This window comes from Pseudazoarcus sp. NS34 (assembly GCF_059703725.1).
Window position 1 is genome coordinate 243,650 of sequence record NZ_BAAKIZ010000004.1, and the last position, 18,461, is coordinate 262,110.

Sequence of the window (18,461 nt, forward strand, 5' to 3'; positions counted from 1 at the left end):
GAGCGCTAAAGCATTGCCGCGAGCGGCCGAAAGAGCCTGCATAACAATTCAATTCAATAATCCGGACGGACACCCTACGGAGCCTCGCATGCGAATCAATCAACCCTGTACCACTGTCGAAACGGAAGTCCCCGACGGACGTTTCATCTACAGCCGCACCGACACCAAAGGCATGATCGACCAGGCCAACGACCTGTTCGTCGAACTGTCGGGCTTCAGCCGCGAGGAACTGATCGGCCAGCCGCACAACCTGGTGCGCCACCCCGACATGCCGACAGATGCCTTTGGCGACCTGTGGGGCAGCCTCAAGGCCGGAAATCCGTGGAGCGGCTACGTCAAGAACCGCCGCAAGGACGGCGGCTTTTACTGGGTGCACGCCTTCACCTCGCCGGTGCGCGAAAACGGCGAAATCGTGGCCTATGAATCCGTGCGTCGGCGCGCGCCGAAAGACATCGTCGCCGCCGTCGAGCCCGCCTACCGCCGCATGCGCAACGGCGCCGGGCTAACCGTCGAGCGCGGGCGCGTGGTGCGCAAAGGTCTGTTCGGCACGATTGGCGGCATGTCTCTGGCAGCAAAGCTGCAGACGGCACTCGGTGTGGTGGCCCTGTTCGCGCTGCTGATCTTCGGCCAGGGGCTGACCGGCCTTCTCGACAGCCAGGCAGACGATCGCGACATCAAGCTCATTGGCCTGGTGGCCACCTTCAGCGCAATGCTGATCATCCAGATCTATCTGGCTGTAATCCTGATTCCACGCACCATGCGTGACCTTGGCGCACTGAGCGATGCGATGTCGGCCACGCAACGCGACGGCGACTTGCGGCGCGTCGTGCGCCTGAGCCGTCGTGACGAGATCGGCCGCATTGCCGATGCCTACAACGCGATGATGGCCAACCTGCAGGCCATCCTGATCAACGTGCAGGGCGCCGCCACCAACACGCAGAATCAGTCCGAAGCGGTCTCGCATTCCATCGACGACATGTCCAAGAGCGCGAATCTCGCGAGTGAGGCCGCTTCGTCCACTGCGGCCGCGGTGCAGCAGGTAACGGTGGCCATCAACGAAGTCGCCAACAACGTCCAGGAAGCATCGACCTCGGCGCGCAAGAGCGCTGATGATGCGCAACAGGGCATTACCACCGCCGAGCGCGCGGCAGCTCAGATCCGCGAACTGGCCAGCAATGTGCAGGACACGACCCAGACCATGGGGCAACTGTCGAAGTCTTCGGCCGAGATCGGCAAGATCGTGGCGGTGATTTCGGACATCGCGGCGCAGACCAACCTGCTCGCGCTCAACGCGGCTATCGAGGCGGCACGCGCCGGCGAATCCGGCCGTGGTTTCGCCGTGGTGGCAGACGAGGTGCGCAAGCTGGCTGAACGCACCAGCCAATCCACCACCGAGATCACCACGATCATCGACGCCTTGACCGAAGAAACCGACACCGCAGTCGCGGCCGTCGACCGCGGCCAGCAGCAGGTCGAACTCAGTGTCGAGGAAGTCATGGCGACCGCTCAGGCGCTGGCCGAGATCAAGGCTTCGGCCGAGCACACGCTGGGATTGATCGACGGCATCGAACTGGCCACGAAGGAGCAATCCATCGCCGCCAACGAGATCGCTACCAACGTAGAACAGATCGCCCAGCGCTCGGAAGACAGCGCCAACGCAGCACTGGATATCTCCAATGCGGCAGGCTCGTTGGCCGACGTAGCGACCGGCTTGAACGAGACGCTGGCGCGCGTGCGGGTTTAGGGCGCGTCAGCCTTCACCCGTTGCGCTTCTGCACCGAAGGCAGGCGCAGCGGGCGCCCGTACTGCGAGGCCTAGCCGCCGTCCCCGACCAGGTGCCCGAATATGCGCGCGCCACCGACATAGGTGCCGATGGCCGAGCCCAGCGTGGTGAACAGGAAGACCAGCAACACGCGCGATACGCGGTTGCTCCACCAGCCGCGCCACTGCATGACGTCGCGGCGCAGCGTGGCGAAATCACTGACCTGCGGCTTGCGCAGGAAGATCTCGGTGGCGGCCGTGACAAAGCCGATGCCGATGGTGGGGTTGAGCGAGGTCAGCGGCGCACCGACCGCCGCGGCCAGAATGGTCAGCGGGTGGCCCAGCGCAATGATGCCGCCCAGCGCCGCCAGGCCGCCGTTGATGAGCACCCACTCGACCACCATCTGCATGCCGATTTCGGTATTGCGCGAGAAGCCGATGATGAAGCCGACCAGGATCACCGCCACGATGACCCACGGCAGCACCTTGGGCCAGCGCGCACGCGGCGGCGCCTGCTCCAGTTCGGTGATGATGGCTTCGGGTGCCGGCTCGGTCTCGGCCAGATGCTTTTCGATGCCGGCCAGATGGCCCGCGCCGACTACCGCCAGCACGCGCCCGCTGCCACGTTCCGCGGCCAGACGGCGCAGATGCGCCGCCATGTAGCGATCGCGCTCCTGGATGACCGGGCGGTATAGCGATTCAGACTGCTCGGCAAACTCGCTGAAGGTCGACTCGAGCATGTCGCCCTGCTTCAGGCGCTCGATCTCGGCCTCTTCGATCTTCTCGCGGGTGAGCACGCTGGAGAGCAGGCCGCCGACCAGCTCGGTGCGGCGCCACCACGGAATCGAAGCATAGGTGCGGCGCAAGGTCAGGCCGATGTCGCGGTCGATCAGCGCCAGCGGCAAACCACGCTCGAGCGCGCCGTCGATGGCCGCGCGCAGTTCGGCGCCAGGCTCGATGCCGTACTGCTCGGCAATGCGCATCTGGTAGGCGCCCAGCGCGAGGCTGGCGGCAACCATCGCGACCTGGCGATTCTTGACCACGCTGAACAGATCGAGCCGACCCATCGCATCCGGGTCGAACATTGCGCGCTGGCGGCTCTCGCACAGCTCGACCGCCACGGCGTCGAAGGATTCGGTAGCGAGCAGATCGCGCACCGCCTGGACGCTGGCCGGGGAGACGTGGGCCGTGCCAAGCAGCACGATTTCCACCTCACCAAGGCGGACGATGCGGTGAGGCTCTGAAGCGAGGAGTTCTTGCATGGAGTGCGCTGCCATGAGGTCCAGCGCGCCATGCTATCAGAGCCGAAGCACGCTACCGCAGCCACGCGCGGAAGGAATCCACCAAAGTGTGGCAAATCCTTTGCTGTGGCCGAATCCGGGCTTTACCTGAACGGCATGGGGCCTATACTGGCTGAACAACAAAAGGTGATCTCGCACGCGCTGCTGCCGGAACGAATCGACAGCAGCAGCAAGCCGCGGATTGCCGCATATCGGGCTGCTCCGCGGCCCACAATTTCTCCCGTACGCGCAGCCTCCCGCAATGGGTTCGGCGGCATGCGACGGAGCCCCACTTGGAGGAAGGCATGCTGGCCAGAGCATCGAGGCTGTTGCTCGAGCATTCTCCGGACGCTCTGGTCGTGCTGGCGCCCGACGGCGTGGTCGCGCACTGGAACGTTGGCGCCGAAACGATTTTCGGCTACCCGGCCGAAGAAGCCCTCGGCCAGCCCCTGGTCGCGCTTGTCGTGCCGCCTGCCCAGATCGATGAAGAGCAACGCCTGCTGCGCGACGTACTGGACGGCCAACACGTCACCTTCGAGTCCATCCGCCGACGCAAGGACCATTCGCTGGTCTATGTATCCATCTCCAGCAAGCTTGTGCACGACGCGCCGGACGGCACGCCCTACGTGCTGGTCAGCATGCAGGACATCACGCAACTCAAGGTGCGGCGCGACGCGCAACTGGTCGACGCGCGTTATCACGACCTGCTCGACTCGATGCCGGACGCCATCGTCATCGTGAACATGACCGGGCGCATCGTGTTCTCCAACCACCAGGCGGAGATGCTGTTCGGCTACGACAAGGACGAACTGCGCGGCGTGCCGGTGGAAGAGCTGATGCCGGCCCGCTTTCGCGAACCCCACGTCGGCCACCGCTCGCACTATTTCGGCCAGCCGCGCACGCGGGCCATGGGCATGGATCTGGACCTGTTCGGGCTGCGTCGCGACGGTAGCGAGTTCCCGCTCGAGATCAGCCTGAGTCCGTTGTCGACGGACGAAGGTGCGCTGGTACTCAGCGCCATCCGTGACACCTCCGGCCGCAAGAAGGCCGAGGCGAAATTCCGCGGCCTGCTCGAATCCGCGCCGGACGCGATCATCATCGTCGACCAGAACGGCAGTATTTCGCTGGTCAACTCGCAGGCCGTGCAGCTGTTCGGCTATGCCCGCAGCGAGATGATCGGCAACCCGATCGAAATGCTGCTGCCCGAACGCTACCGCAAGCACCACCCGAGCCACCGCAACGGTTTCTTCCGCGACCCGCGCGTACGCCCGATGGGCGTTGGCCTGGAGCTATACGGTCGCAAGAAGGACGGCACGGAGTTCCCGATCGAGATCAGTCTGAGCCCGCTCGAAACCGAGGAAGGCACGCTGGTATCGAGCGCCATTCGCGACATCACCGATCGCAAGCGCTTCGAGCAGGCCCTGCAGGACAAGAATGTCGAACTGGCCCGCGCCAACGCCGCCAAGGATCACTTCCTCGCGACCATGAGCCACGAACTGCGCACGCCGCTCAATGCCATCATCGGCTTTACCGGCACCTTGCTGATGAAGCTGCCTGGCCCGCTCAACGCCGAGCAGGAGAAACAGCTGCGCACCGTGGCGAGAAGCGGGCAGCACCTGCTGTCGCTGATCAACGACCTGCTTGATCTCGCCAAGATCGAGGCCGGCAAGTTCGAGCACGCCTGCGAACCCACCGACCTGAGCGAAGTGATCCACGAAGTCGCCGGCACACTGGAACCGCAGGCCGAGGGCAAGGGGCTGAGCCTGCAGGTCAGCGTGCCCGCCGAGGCCTGCATGCTCGACACGGACCGCAGGGTGGTCAGCCAGATCGTCATCAACCTGACGCAGAACGCCATCAAGTTCACCGAGCACGGCAGCGTACGGGTCACGCTGAGCACAAGCGATGACGGACGTCAGACGTCGATTCACGTCGAAGACACCGGCCCCGGCATTCGCCCCGAAGACCTTGCGCGGCTGTTCGCGGCCTTCTCGCGCATTGAAGGTACGCGCGGCACGTCGCCCGAAGGCACCGGCCTCGGCCTGCACCTGAGCCGCAAACTCGCCGAGCAGCTGGGCGGGCGCATCGACGTTCACAGCACCGTCGGCGAGGGCAGCACCTTCACCCTCGTCCTGCCGGAGGCATGAAGATGAGCGCACATTTCCTGGTCGTCGAAGACAACCCGGTCAACATGGAACTCGTCGTGTATCTGCTGCAGTCGCGTGACCACGCGGTGTCCACCGCCGCGAACGGCGAGGAAGGGCTGTCCGCTGTCGCCCGACAACGCCCCGATCTGGTGATCTGCGATCTCGAGATGCCGGTCATGAACGGCTTCGAGTTCCTTCGGGGGCTGCGCGCGCAGCCAGAACTGCGAGATATCCCGGTCATCGCCGTCACCGCCTCGTCCATGCCCGACGACCGTCGCCGGGTCATGCAGGCGGGTTTCGACGGCTACGTTTCCAAGCCGATCACCCCCGAAACCTTCGTCGACGAAGTCGAAACGTATCTGCGCACACCGCGCCGACCGGCAAACAACGCAACGCCCGAGCACTGAGTCCCATGGCAAAGATCCTGATCGTCGATGACAACGCCGCCAACCGCGAGCTGATCGTGACCCTGGTCGGCTACGACGGACACGAGGCCCTGCAAGCCGGCGACGGCGCCGAGGCATTGACGCTGGCGCGCGCCGAACGGCCGGACCTGATCGTGTGCGACATCCTGATGCCGACCATGGACGGCTATCAGTTCGTGCACCAATTGCGGGCCGAACCGGAGATCGCAAATACCCGGGTGATTTTCTACACCGCGAATTACCACGAGCGCGAGGCGCGCGAACTGGCACGCAAGCTCGGCGTCCAGCGCATCATCACCAAGCCCTGCGTGCCGACCGACGTCATTGCCGCCATTGACGCAGAGCTGGAGCAGACCGCGCCGGCACCGTCAGAGACCAGCAACGGCTCCTTTGACGTCACCCACCAGCGCGTGCTGACCGACAAGCTTGCCGCCAAGGCCGCCGAACTCGAACGTGCCAACCAGCGCCTGGCGGCACTGACCGAACTGAACCTCAAACTCGCAGCGGAACGCGACGTGGCAACGGCCATGGACAGCACCTGCCGCGGCGTGCGCGAACTGCTTGGTGCAGGCTATGCCATCGTCTGCATCGAGCCCCATGGTGACCGCAATCGCAATCAGTGGCGGGCAGGGTTTGCGCCGTCCACGGCCGACCATACGGAATCGCGCACACTCACCGGCCAGGCCTTTACTCAGGTGATGACACAGCGGCGCTCGATGCGCAGCCGCGGCCAGGACGGTGTGCACGAGGGCATCGAACTGCCCGCGGACTTCCCCCCGATCGAATCCTGCATGGTCGCGCCGATTGCGTCCGCACTGTCGGTGTTCGGCTGGGTGTGCCTGCTGAACAAGATCGGCGCACAGGAATTCACACACGACGACGAATGGGTGGTCAATGCGCTGGCCAGCCAGGCTGCGCATATCTACGAAAACCGCGACCTGAACAACCGGCTCGAAGCGCGCGCCGCCGACCTCGGCGTGGAAGTGCACAGCCGCATGCAGATCGAACAACAATTGCGCCGCGTCTTGCGTGCGCGGCGCGTCATGGCCGAGTGCAACCGGACTCTGGTGCGCGCCTCCGAAGAAGTCCGCCTGCTGCAGGAGATGTGTCGTCTCATCGTCGAGCATGGTCACTATCTGCAGGCGTGGACGGCGCTGACCCGGCCCGGCAGCCACGACGTCGAGATCGTCGCCTGCGCAGGGCAGCCTGAAACCATCGGCCGGCTCTGCCGCACCGACTCCGAGGCGCCGGCCGACCGCCTGGCCCTGCAGGCGATGCACGCGCGACTGCCGAAACTGCTGCGCGCCCAGGCCGACCCGAGCGCTGTCGACGGCTCAGGCCGGCACACTGCCGCGATCCCGCTGCTGGCCGGCAGGCACAAGATCGGCGTGCTGTGCCTCGCCAGCGAAGAGCCCGGCGCCTTCGACAGCGAAGACATCGACCTACTGTTGGAACTGGCCGACGACATCGCCTATGGCGTGGAATCCCTGCGCACGCGCGAGCTGCACAGACAGGCCGAAGAAACCCTGCGTCTGCGCGAACGGGCCATCGAATCGAGCATCAACGCGATCGTGATCAGCCGCAGCGATCCGGCAAACGACCACCCCGTGATTTATGCCAATGCCGGTTTCGAGAAGATGTCCGGCTATTCGGCGAGCGAGGTCCTCGGTCGCAACCTGCGCTTGCTGCTCGGCGAGGACGTCGACCAGCCCGGCATCGGCCGACTGCGCGACGCGATCCGGCTCGGTCATGAGGCGCGGGTCACGCTGCGCAACTACCGCAAGGACGGATCAATGTTCTGGAGTGACATTGCGCTGTCTTCGGTCCGCGACGCCGTTGGGCGGGTCACCCACTACATTTCGGTGTTCAACGACTGCACCGAAAGCAAATCCTACGAAGCCGAACTCGAACGCCATGCCAACCACGACGCACTGACGGGCCTGGCCAACCGCAACCTGCTCGGCGACCGCATCGGGCAGGCCCTGCTGCACGCCGAGCGCACGCATTCGAATGTGGCCGTATTGATGCTCGACCTCGACCGCTTCAAGCGCGTCAACGACGGCCTCGGGCACGCCGACGGCGACCAGCTGCTGCAGGAAATGGCGCTGCGACTGCGCCGCACCGTGCGCTGCGACGACACCGTGGCGCGGCTTGGCGGCGACGAGTTCGTCATCGTCGCGCCGTCGATTTCGTCGGAGCACGATGCAGTCATGCTTGCCCGCAATATCCTCGACGCACTGTCGCAACTGATCAAATTGTCCGGGCACGAATTGCGCGTCACCGCCAGTCTCGGCATCACCCTCTATCCGCGCGATGGCGGGAGTGTCGAGCAATTGTTGAAGAACGCCGACCTGGCGATGTACCGCGCAAAAGAGCTGCAGCGCGGCAGTTTTCAGTTCTACGCACCTGAGCTCAACACTCAGGTAGTCGAGCGCATCGAGCTTGAAAACGGCCTGCGCCGGGCGCTTGAGCAGGACGAGCTGGAACTCCACTACCAGCCCAAGGTAGATCTGCGCAGCGGGCGTATCACCGGCGCAGAAGCGCTGGTCCGCTGGCGCTGTCCGGACCGCGGGCTGGTCCCCCCGGACGCCTTCATTCCGCTGGCCGAAGAAACCGGGCTGATCGTGCCGATCGGCGACTGGGTCATTCGCACGGCTTGCCGCCAGCTTGGCGCCTGGCGCGCACTGGGACACACCGACATCCGCATTGCGGTCAACGTCTCGGCCCGACAATTCACCGACGGGACCTTGCACCGAACGCTCGCCGAATCGCTCGCACAGTACGACATCAGGCCGCAGGCCCTGGAGGTGGAGGTCACCGAAAGCGCGATGATGGAAGACCCGGAGCGCACGATCCACATTCTCGATGCGCTGGCAAAGCTGGGCGTCGGCGTCTCGCTCGACGACTTCGGCACCGGATACTCCAACCTGACCTACCTGAAGCGCTTCCCGATCGGCAGCATCAAGATCGACCGCTCCTTCATCGAAGACATCACCAGCGCAAACGGCACGGCTATTCCGCTAATGGTGATTTCGCTGGGACACAGCCTCGGCCTCACCGTCATCGCCGAAGGCGTTGAAACCGCAGCGCAGGCGGACACCTTGCGCCTGCATGGCTGTGACGAAATGCAGGGCTTCCACTTCAGCCGACCGATACCGGCCGAGGACTTCACCCGCCTGCTGGCCGACACCGAACGCCCCGGCTGACCCCAAAAGAAAAGGCCCGGTATGCGCCCGCAACGCGGCGCATACCGGGCCTGTCACCTTCGAGCAGCGGTCAGACGCGGAAGCGGCCGACCAGCGTACGCAGCGTAGCCGCGAGGTTTTCGAGGTGGTGCGCGGCCTCGGAAGTCTCCCGCACCGCTTCGTTGTTCTGCTCGGCCATCTGCGCAATGCTCTCGACGTTGCGCGCGATGTCGTTGCTGGCCGCGGTCTGCTCCTTCACCGACGAGGTGATCTCGCCGACACCGTCGGAGGCGCGCTCGACCGAACTGGTGGCTTCGGCCAGCAAGGCCACGACCTGGGCAACGCGTTCCTGACTGGTCGCGAGCGAGTTCAGACCGAGTTCGATGCTCTTCTCGACACCCTCGGATTGCTCGCCCAGCGTGCGCGTGACCACGTCGATCTCGCTCGCCGCGGCGCCGGATTTTTCGGCCAGCTTGCGCACTTCGTCGGCCACCACCGCAAAGCCGCGACCATGTTCGCCGGCGCGGGCGGCCTCGATGGCGGCGTTGAGCGCGAGCAGGTTGGTCTGGTCGGCCATGTCCTTGACCTGCTTGGTCATGCTGGTAATGGCCTGGCTGCTGCGCACGAATTCGTCCACCGAGCTGGCGATTTCCTTGACCGCGCTCTCGACGCGATTGACCTCGGTCAGCAGCTCGTTGAGTCCGCGGTTGCTGTTCGACGTCAGCTTCATGCTCTCGCGGGAAAGGACCAGCACTTCCTCGGCACCCTGCGCGACCGAGGAGATCGACACCGTGATCTCTTCCACCGCGGCGGCCGTGGAAGCAGCCGACTCGCTTTGCGCCTGCGAGCTGCTGGCTACGCCAGCGGCCGTGGCGGACAGCTCTGTGGAGGCCGACGACACCTGGTCGGAGCACTCCGACACCTGCCGGATCAGCTTTTGCAGGTTGTCCATGAAGTGGTTGAAGTAGCGCGCCAACTCACCGATCTCGTCCTGACGCCCGTCGGGCAGACGCTTGGTGAGGTCGCCGTTGCCACTGGCCAGTTCCGACAGCGTGCTGCTGACTTCGCGCAGGGGATTGGCAATGGTGCCGGGCAGGAACACACCGACCACCACACACAGGGCGATGCCCGCCAACGAGACGCCAATCAGCATGGCGCGCGCCGCTGCATAGGAAGTGGCTGCCTCTTCACGGTATTTGCCCATTCGTGCCTCAAGGCGCTCCTGCTCCCGGTTGAGCACTTCGCGCATGGCGTTGAACTCGGGTTCGCCTTTGTATACCGACATTGCCATGGCAGCGATGGCGTCCGCCTGCGTGCCCGTGCGCATGGTATCGATGACGCCTTGCGAGGTGTCTTTCCAGACTGCCGCCAGCTGCTTGAACTCGGCCAGGGCCGCAGCGGCCTCGGCGTCGGCCATCAGCTCAGCGTATTTCGCGACTCCTTCGTCGGTCTGGGCAATGTTCTCGACGTAGTCCTTCTCGAAGTTGGCGAAGAAGTCCGAGTCAGCCTCGACTGACAGGATGCTGCGTTCTGCCACCAGCGCCTGTTGCAGGTCGCGATCCGAGTTCAGCAGGTTGTCCTGCGCCAGCAAGTAGCGCTGCGACAGCGCATCGACGCGATCGTTGAGCGTTGCCAGGCGCGTCACACCAATCACGCTGATCGCAATCAGCATCAAGGTGATCAGCGCAAGCGGCACCAACAGCTTTACGCGCACCGGAGCGTTGTTTACGACGTTCATGATCCTCTCCCAATCGTTGTTGCAAGCGGCGGTTCGTTCACGGATGTGGCCGGGCAGACGCTTCGTGAACATCGCTTACGGCAGACATGTCAGGAACTTTAACCAGAATTAAGGCCCGGTCCCGCTTCAGTGCTGAGGATTCGTGCACAGCGCAACGTCGATTGTTTATAAACATGGCTTATGGGCGGATAACCACTCCTTTGTAAACAAAGACTTTCATACACACAGAAGGAACTTTTATGTTTCAATTCGGCCCACTAAGCCTTACGGGTTCCTTACAACAGCCCAAGGTACGCCGGTGAACAGGGCGCCTCGCTCCTGTCACCCAGCAAAAGATGATTCGTGCCGCCTACCCGGCGACCACGCATCCGCTTGCAGACGGCGAACCCGCCTGCACATCGCCGGGAGGCGACAGCGAACCGGGGCCTCCCGGCTCGGCTACTGTCCTCGACCGCAACCGCCACTTACCCGCAATCGCGCGGGGCACGCGGCTTTTGCGGCCAGAGTCCGGGGCCAAACAACACATAAAAAATGATTTCCCGCGTCACGTCACGCGGGAAGCACGCGGAAGAGTTAACCAACGGCGCGCCTATGCGGCCGCCAGATTCAATGCCCGGCCGGGCGACCGGTCGTCGCATTGACGCAAGGAGAGTCATCCAATGTCATCGAGCAACCAAACGGGCACCCTCGACGCGGGTGTCGTCCAGGGCGGCAGTGCCGCACCCGGCCAATCCGGCGGCAAAGCCGTCCACATTCCGGAAGTCGAGAAACTCGAACTGCCGGATATGTCCCCTCTGAGCATGTTCAAGCACTTCGGTCCCGGCATGCTGTTGATGATGACCGGCATCGGCACCAGTCACCTGGTGACCGCACCGGTTGCCGGCGCCACCTTCAGCTATGCGCTGATGTGGTCGGTGCTGCTGGCCTTCATCATCAAGTACTACGGCTTCCAGATGTCGTTCCGCTTCACCAACGCCACCGGCAAGTCGGTGATGGACGCCATGTGCACCACCAAGGGCAAATGGGCCATCTGGTACGTGCTGTTCATCACCATCGCGCAGTGTGCGATCGGTCAAGCCTCGCGTGTCGTGGCTGCAGCCGCGGTGATGTACTTCCTGTTCACCGAGCACCTGGGCTGGGGCTTCGCCCTGTGGCAATACGGCATCTTTGTCGGCCTTTCGAGCTGCGCGCTGGTGCTGTCGGGCCAGTACAAGGCGCTTGAAACGGCGACCAAGTTCCTCGTCATCGCGCTGGTCGTGACCACGCTGGTGGTGTTCTTCTGGAACCCGCCGAGCCTTGAGGTCTACAAGTTCTTCATCGCACCGCATCCGGAATTCGGCTACATGCCGCCGGGCTCGCTGCTGTTCCTGGCCGCCTTCCTGGGCCTGCTGCCGACCGGTATGGACGTCGCGCTGCAGTCGTCCGAGTGGGGCAAGGCCAAGAAAGCCGGCCTGCCGATGCTGCGCAAGACGCTTGAAGAGAACGGTGTTGCCGGCAAGTTCGACTCGTTCAACCCGCGCAAGGAAGACCTGACGGTGCACATGGACCGCCTGTCGCCGCACGCGCAGGAGTACTGCCGTCGCTGGTTCAAGATCGGCAACATCGACTTCGCCGTCGGTCACTGGGTGTCGTTCGCCATTGCCTCGATCTTCATGATGCTGGCCGCGATGTACCTGTACCCGGCCGACGTCAAGGGTGCCGCCGTCATGGGCACGCTGGCACGCATGTTCACCGAGTCCATCGGCCCCGGCATGATGTACGTCTTCATCATCGGTGCCTTCGCTGCTTGCTACTCGACCGCCATCAACTACTTCGACGGCTGGCCGCGTGTCGTCGGTGCTTGCTGCCGTAACCTGTTCCGCAAGACCGCGGACCTGTCCGGCATCGAAGACCCGAGCCCGGAAGCCAAGAAGTCGCTGGCCTCCGAGTACAACATCTGGCGCATGACCATGATGTACTCGCTGGTTGGTTCGTCGGCCATCATCTACGGCTTCGAGCGTCCGGTCATGCTGGTGCTGATCGCCTCGGCGATGACGCTGCTGTTCTCGCCGGTGATCTTCTATTACGTGTATTCGTTCTGCCTGAACGTGATCAAGAAGACCGACAAGGTCTACTACCCGAGCGCGCTCGTTCGTGCCGTCTCGTGGATCACGCTGGTGCTGTTCACGCTGGCCACCGGCCTGGCGATCTACTCGCAGCTCGGCAAGTTCCTGAAGTAATTCCGCCGCGGGCCTCGTGCCCTGCAGCGTGATTCGGCCCCGGAGCTTGCTCCGGGGCTTTTTTGTTTCGCAGACACCCGTGCAAGGCCGCGAAAAGGCGGCTATTTGTTGCACAATCGTAAGCAGTTCCGCACGCGCGGCCCCGACTCCGAAGAGGACCCCAATGGGCGTCATCACCAAGAACATCCTGACCGGCCTGATCACGCTCCTGCCGATCACGCTGACCGTCTACCTGCTGTACTGGCTGACCACCTCGACCGAGCAACTGCTCGGCGAACAACTGCAGGTGCTGCTGCCCGCAGGCATCTACCGCCCCGGCCTCGGCGTGGCCGTCGGGCTCGCGCTGTGCTTTGTGGTCGGCATGCTGATGCACACCTACGTCATGCAGCGCCTGTTCGCGTGGAGCGAGGCACTGTTCCTGCGCCTGCCGATCATTCGCAGCGTGTACCCGACCATCCGCGACTTCTTCGAATACTTCTCGCCGATGCGCAAGAAGGACTTCCGTCAGGTCGTCGCCGTAAAACTGCCGGAGAACGGCCTGGAAGTGGTCGGCCTGGTCACGCAGACCGACCGCAGCCGCATGCCCAAGAACTTCGGCGAAGCCGAAGACAGCGTGCTGGTGTACCTGCCGATGAGCTACATGATCGGCGGCTACACGGTGGTGGTGCCGCGCGACAACGTGCGCGCACTCGATATCACCATGGACGAGGCCATGCGCTTCATCCTCACCGCCGGCGTAACCGGCATCGGCCCGCGCAAGAAGCCGCCCGTCCCGGCGGTTGCGCCCCCAGCCAAAGCAGAACAGTGACCGACCACGCCGCCGACATCACCCCGCTCGACGACTTCCCACCCCAAGCGCTGCTCACCGCGCAGGGGCAGGTGCTCGACGAGTGGCTCGATCACAACGGCCACATGAACGTGGCCTACTACCTGCTGATCTTCGACCGCGCGACCGATCGCTTTCACGCCCTGCTGGGCAAGAACGCCGATTACATCGCGCGCACGCAGTGCTCGACCTTCGCGCTCGAGATGCATCTCACCTACCAGCGCGAACTGCTGCCGCATGCGCCCTACAAGGTGCTCACGCGGCTCGTCGACCACGACCACAAGCGCATCCACCTGGTGCACCGCATGGTGCACGGCGAGCAAGGCTGGCTGGCTGCCACCAACGAGTCGATCAGCATGCACATCGACCTGAGCGCACGCCGCTCCACGCCCTTCCCCGCCGAAATCACCACGCGCCTGGAACGTCTGACCACGGCACACGCCGACCTGCCTGCGGACGAATACGTCGGCCGACGCGTGGGAATCCGCCGCTAAAGCCACTAAAGCCTGCGCCGTTCAGGCCGATACTCAGTAACCGGCGACTCCACCGCCACCTCAGAGAGCACTGACATGAATGCATTCGACAACCTCGGCATGCGCGCCAAGCTGTTCTGGTTCGCAGGCCTGACCGGCGGCGTACTGGCGATTGCCATCGCCTTCACGCTGTTCCAGGTACAGCGCATCAGCGACGAGACGCGCGCCATTGCCGAACACTCGCTGCCAGGCATCGAGGCCGCCTCCGAGCTCAGTCAGCTGCGCCTGCGCTATCGCGTACGCAGTCTCGAGTACCTGCTGCCCGATCCGCCCGAAAACGCAGCCAAGATCGAGGCCTCGCTCGAATCGCTCAACGACCAGCTGGTCAAGGCCTTCGCCGAGTACCGCTCGCATGTATCGGATCCGGAAGAGCAGACCATGCTCGACAATGCCGTTGCCCGCGCCAAGGCCTATCACGCAGCCGTCGGTCAGGCCCGTGAGCGCATGCGCGCTGGCGACATGGACGGCGCACAGAACCTGCGCCGCACGGTGTGGGTGCAGGAAGCCAACGGCGTGCGCGACGCCATCGACGGACTGGTGGCCTTCAACAAGAAAGACGCGGATGCTGCCGCAGCGCGCGCCGAAGCCGAAGTCGTCAGCACCCTCACCTGGGGTGTCGGCGCCGCAGCGCTTGCAGTGCTGATGACCATCGTGCTGACCCTGATCATGGCTTCGCGCCTTGGTGGGCGCCTGCGCGAGACCGTTGAAGCCGTCGAGCACATCGCCAACGGCGACCTGCAAGCCCCGCTGCCGTCCGGCAGCGACGACGAGATCGGCGCGCTGATCCACGCTGTCGCGGCCATGCAGAAATCGCTGCGTCAGGCCATCTCGCTGACCCGCGATTCCGCCAACCAGGTTGCCACCTCGGCGCGTGAGCTCAAGCGCAGCGCGTCCGAAGTGCAGGCCAGCACGTCGGCGCAAAGCGGTGCGGCAGCGGCGATTGCCGCCAACGTCGAAGAACTGACGGTGTCGATCTCGCATGTCGCCGAACGCACTGGCGACGCCAGCGAGCTGGCGGCCGACTCCGACCGTCAGGCGCGCGACGGGCGCGAGACCATGGGCCGACTCGTGGCCAACATGAAGCAGGTGGATAACGTCGTCGGCCAGGCTGCTCGCCAGATCGCCAGCCTCGAAGCGCAGTCCGAGAAGATCTCGCGCATCGTCGCGGTGATCCGCGATATCGCCGAACAGACCAACCTGCTGGCGCTCAACGCCGCCATCGAAGCCGCACGTGCTGGCGAAGCGGGTCGTGGCTTTGCCGTGGTGGCCGACGAGGTGCGCAAGCTGTCCGAGCGCACCGCGCAGTCCACGCAGGAAATCGCCGCCATGGTGTCCGAAGTGCAGGGCTCCACGCGTGAAGCGGTGGCCGGCATCGAGCGCGGCGTGTCTGCCGTGCAGGCCAGCAGCGAAGAGGCCGGTCAGGCCAGCGACATCATCGGCAAACTCCAGGGCATTTCGCAGGAAGTCGCCGTGATCGTGTCGGAACTCGATTCCGCGCTGCGCGAGCAGTCCATGGCCTCGGCCGAAGTGGCCCGCCGCATCGAGGAAATCGCCCAGCAAGCCGAGGAAACCAACAGCACCATGGAAGCCTCGGCCGCCAGCGCGGAAGAGCTGGACGCTACCGCCGATCGCATGATCGGCGTGGTGCAGCGCTTCCGCGTCTGAGTTCTACGCCGCTTCCAACGGCAGCGGCGGCAGGATGGACACGTCGCCGTTGCCGCGCGGCGAAGCCGTGGCGGTGGCCAGCCGCCGCATGATGGCTTCGAGCGACAGCACCACCAGGATGTCCCGCCCCGGCGCAGCCGGGTCGGGGCGCACCAGGCTCTCGGTCATCGACGCGCCGGATTGGCCAAGCATGGCCGGCACCGGGTCGATGCGCCCGACCGGAATTTCCGGAATATCCCCCAGTTCGTCCACCAGAATGCCGAAACGCAGATCCTGTTCCGGCATGCCCAGCACCACCAGTTGCCCTTTGCCCTTCAGCCCTGGCTTGCCCGGCAGCAGCGGCGTGAGGTCGAACACGCTTATCGGCCGCCCCTGATACATGGTGCAGCCACGCACCCACGGCGGCATGCCCGGCACGGGCGTGATGTTGCAACGATCCGCCGCCTCGATCACATGTGCGGCGCGCACGCCGTACCAGCTGCTGCCGATGTAGAAGGTGGCGATTTCCAGCGCATCTTCAGCGCCGGCCGGGCGCGTCATGTACTGCCCCGTTGCGCTGCGATCACTTTCCAGGCTGCCGGCCGACACCACGCGGTCGGACAGCGGCACCAGCACCAGCGCGACAACGTCATTGCGATACGCATCCTCGGCGCTCTTGTACTCGCGATAGCCGGCCGACGTGCGCGAACCCACCGCGTAGTAGCGCCCCTGATGCGACACCACGTTGGCGCAGGCCTCGCCCGCAGGGAGGTCGAAGAAGGCACGCCCGATATCGAGCTTGGAACCGATCGGCAGCACCTCGTCGGTGCTGGCGACAATGCGCCCGTCGCGCTCGGCAAACACCGCGATGGCGCCGTCGACGATGTGCCCGTCCTCGGTGCGCGGCAGCGCGTCGCGCAGCATGGCAATGAACTGCGGCGTGGAATCGAACACGATGGCAATGCCACCCACGGCCTGCGCCTCCGCATCCGGCGCGCGGATCGCGGCCGAATACACATAGGTTGATTGCCCGCCGTACAGCGCCGACGGCACGAAGTCCGACACGCAGTAGCTCTGGGTATCCGGCAGCGCCAGCGTCTCGCGCACCCAGTCGGCGTGCAGGGTCTCGCCCACCATGTCGGCATAGGCCGGGTTGGATACCGAGACGATGCGCGCCTGAGCGTCGAACACCAGCAGGTTGGAATACACCGTGTACAAGCCGTTGATGGTCTTGAGGATGCCGGTCAGGCGCTCGCGCTCGGCCGGCTCGAAGGCACGCCCGGCTGCCAGCGATTCGCGGAAGGCGCTGGTCAGCGCCCACCAGCGGCAGTCATTGGCGCGCTCGTACAGGTTGCGATCCATGATGTCCATGGCCAGCGAAGCCTGCGACGCGCAGTCGTAGAGCACTGACGACACAACCGTTTCATACAGGTTGGTGGTCGATTCGCTGAACACGTTGCGCGTGCGCACGCCGGTGCTGCCGATCTCCCACAGCAGCACCTTGGCGAACGAGCCGTTGAGCGCATGCGCGTCGCGGGTGAGCCACAGCGTGCCGTTCCACACCGCGCGGTTGAGTTCGTGCTGGATGCGCGTGGCGCGCAGAGGAATGTCACGCAGCGCCTGCGAGAACAGCGTGGTGGTTTCGAGCACGCCCTGGCGCAGCTTGGCCGGCACGGCTTCAAGCTCGTGCGCCACGGCCATCTCGAAAGCGTGGTTGAGCGGCGCCAGCGCATGGCCCACCCAACCCGGCCCCATGTAGCCCTGATAACCCTGCGACTCACGCGTGGTGGCCAGATACTCGCGCCCGGCAAAGCGCACGATGCGCGCCTCGTCGCCGTCGCAGCATTCAAGCTGCGCACCGACCGGAAACTGGTACGGGTCGCTGCTGGAGATCACCCGACCGTCACGGTCGAGCAGCGTGATGACGGTCCAGTCGTCCTCGGCCAGCAGACCGTCGAAGATGCGCGCGCATTCGTCGTGGAAGCGGAAGCACAGACACAGCACGCCGACCGGCCGCGAGCCGTCCGCCGACATCACGCGGTAGGCGTAGATCAGCGGCGAGTCCTCGTCGGGCAGCAGGTCGGTCTTGCGGAACACCTCGACGTAGGGCTCGGAGGTGCTCAGCGCCTCGCGGATCAAACGATCGGAAGACGCACCGACCGGATTGTCGCGGTCGAGTTGTGCCAGCACCTTGCCGTCGGGCGAGAGCAGGATGATGTTGTGATAGACGGAGTACTTCTTCACGTACTCGTCAAAGCGCTCGACCAGCGCCGCGACGCGGCTGCGGTCGCGTGCCACATGGGCGTCGCGCCCGACGTCTTCGGCAAAGGCGCAGACGTCTTCGTCGGTGGCCAGAAAGCCGATGTCGGCGGTGCGCTCGAACAGGTTGCGCACCAGGATATCGATGGCCACACGCGCGTCCGAGCCGAGGCTGCGCACGGCCTTCTTGCGCAGTTCGCGCGCGAGCTGGTCGAGCAGCTCGGCTGCCAGGTCGTTGAAATCGGAGCGCATGCCGGTGATGTCGGTACCAGCGCACAGCAATTGGCCGAGCAGCGTGAGGTTGTCGTACACGCTCTGGATTTCGCGCAGTTTGCGCTGATCTTCGTGCAGGCCGCTCATGAAGCGGGTGAGGTAGGCCAGGTCGGCCACGGAACGCTCAGACTGGCGTCTTTTCATGATGATGCTCCCTGCGGGCGGCGTCGCCCG

At 64.6% G+C, this 18,461-nt stretch carries 11 protein-coding genes; 8 read left to right on the forward strand and 3 right to left on the reverse strand.

All coding sequences use genetic code 11. The annotated features are described in order from the left end of the window. Positions 1–88: 88 nt before the first annotated feature. The gene (locus AC6H0N_RS14555) at positions 89–1,744 is read left to right on the forward strand and encodes a methyl-accepting chemotaxis protein (RefSeq protein WP_497574846.1); all 1,656 of its coding nucleotides are present in this window, start codon (positions 89–91) and stop codon (positions 1,742–1,744) included. Between the two features lie 70 nt (positions 1,745–1,814). Here the strand turns inward: AC6H0N_RS14555 and AC6H0N_RS14560 are convergent, their stop codons facing one another. Further along, on the reverse strand, positions 1,815–3,023 hold the full coding sequence (locus AC6H0N_RS14560) for a TraB/GumN family protein (RefSeq protein ID WP_497574847.1): 1,209 nt from the start codon (positions 3,021–3,023) through the stop codon (positions 1,815–1,817). 323 nt (positions 3,024–3,346) lie between these two features. Here AC6H0N_RS14560 and AC6H0N_RS14565 point away from each other — a divergent pair, with 323 nt between their 5' ends. Genes AC6H0N_RS14565 through AC6H0N_RS14575 form a run of 3 tightly spaced genes read left to right on the forward strand, consistent with a single transcriptional unit; the run spans position 3,347 to position 8,816 of the window. Continuing rightward, on the forward strand, positions 3,347–5,185 hold the full coding sequence (locus AC6H0N_RS14565; RefSeq protein ID WP_497574848.1) for a PAS domain-containing sensor histidine kinase: 1,839 nt from the start codon (positions 3,347–3,349) through the stop codon (positions 5,183–5,185). 2 nt (positions 5,186–5,187) lie between these two features. Beyond that, positions 5,188–5,592, forward strand: coding sequence for a response regulator (locus AC6H0N_RS14570; RefSeq protein WP_497574849.1), 405 nt, complete (start codon positions 5,188–5,190; stop codon positions 5,590–5,592). A gap of 5 nt (positions 5,593–5,597) precedes the next feature. Beyond that, positions 5,598–8,816 carry a two-component system response regulator gene (locus tag AC6H0N_RS14575; RefSeq protein ID WP_497574850.1) on the forward strand — a complete coding sequence of 1,073 codons (3,219 nt, stop codon included), beginning with the start codon at positions 5,598–5,600 and terminating at the stop codon, positions 8,814–8,816. A gap of 70 nt (positions 8,817–8,886) precedes the next feature. Here the strand turns inward: AC6H0N_RS14575 and AC6H0N_RS14580 are convergent, their stop codons facing one another. Then, entirely contained in the window at positions 8,887–10,533 is a 1,647-nt protein-coding gene (locus AC6H0N_RS14580; protein ID WP_497574851.1) for a methyl-accepting chemotaxis protein, read from the reverse strand. Between the two features lie 659 nt (positions 10,534–11,192). Between AC6H0N_RS14580 and AC6H0N_RS14585 the strand changes: the two genes are divergently transcribed. From AC6H0N_RS14585 to AC6H0N_RS14600, 4 genes are all read left to right on the forward strand, one after another. Then, positions 11,193–12,752: an Nramp family divalent metal transporter gene (locus AC6H0N_RS14585; RefSeq protein WP_497574852.1), complete on the forward strand. Its 1,560-nt coding sequence runs from the start codon at positions 11,193–11,195 to the stop codon at positions 12,750–12,752. A gap of 163 nt (positions 12,753–12,915) precedes the next feature. Beyond that, positions 12,916–13,560, forward strand: a complete 645-nt coding sequence (locus AC6H0N_RS14590; RefSeq protein WP_497574853.1) for a DUF502 domain-containing protein — start codon at positions 12,916–12,918, stop codon at positions 13,558–13,560. Further along, entirely contained in the window at positions 13,557–14,072 is a 516-nt protein-coding gene (locus tag AC6H0N_RS14595) for a thioesterase family protein (protein WP_497574854.1), read from the forward strand. Before AC6H0N_RS14590 ends, AC6H0N_RS14595 begins: the two co-directional genes overlap by 4 nt. A 75-nt stretch (positions 14,073–14,147) precedes the next feature. Then, positions 14,148–15,776, forward strand: coding sequence for a methyl-accepting chemotaxis protein (locus tag AC6H0N_RS14600; protein WP_497574855.1), 1,629 nt, complete (start codon positions 14,148–14,150; stop codon positions 15,774–15,776). Positions 15,777–15,779: 3 nt separating this feature from the next. Here the strand turns inward: AC6H0N_RS14600 and AC6H0N_RS14605 are convergent, their stop codons facing one another. Then, positions 15,780–18,431 (reverse strand): chemotaxis protein CheW, encoded by a 2,652-nt coding sequence (locus AC6H0N_RS14605; RefSeq protein ID WP_497574856.1) that lies wholly within the window; start codon positions 18,429–18,431, stop codon positions 15,780–15,782. Between the last annotated feature and the right edge of the window lie 30 nt (positions 18,432–18,461).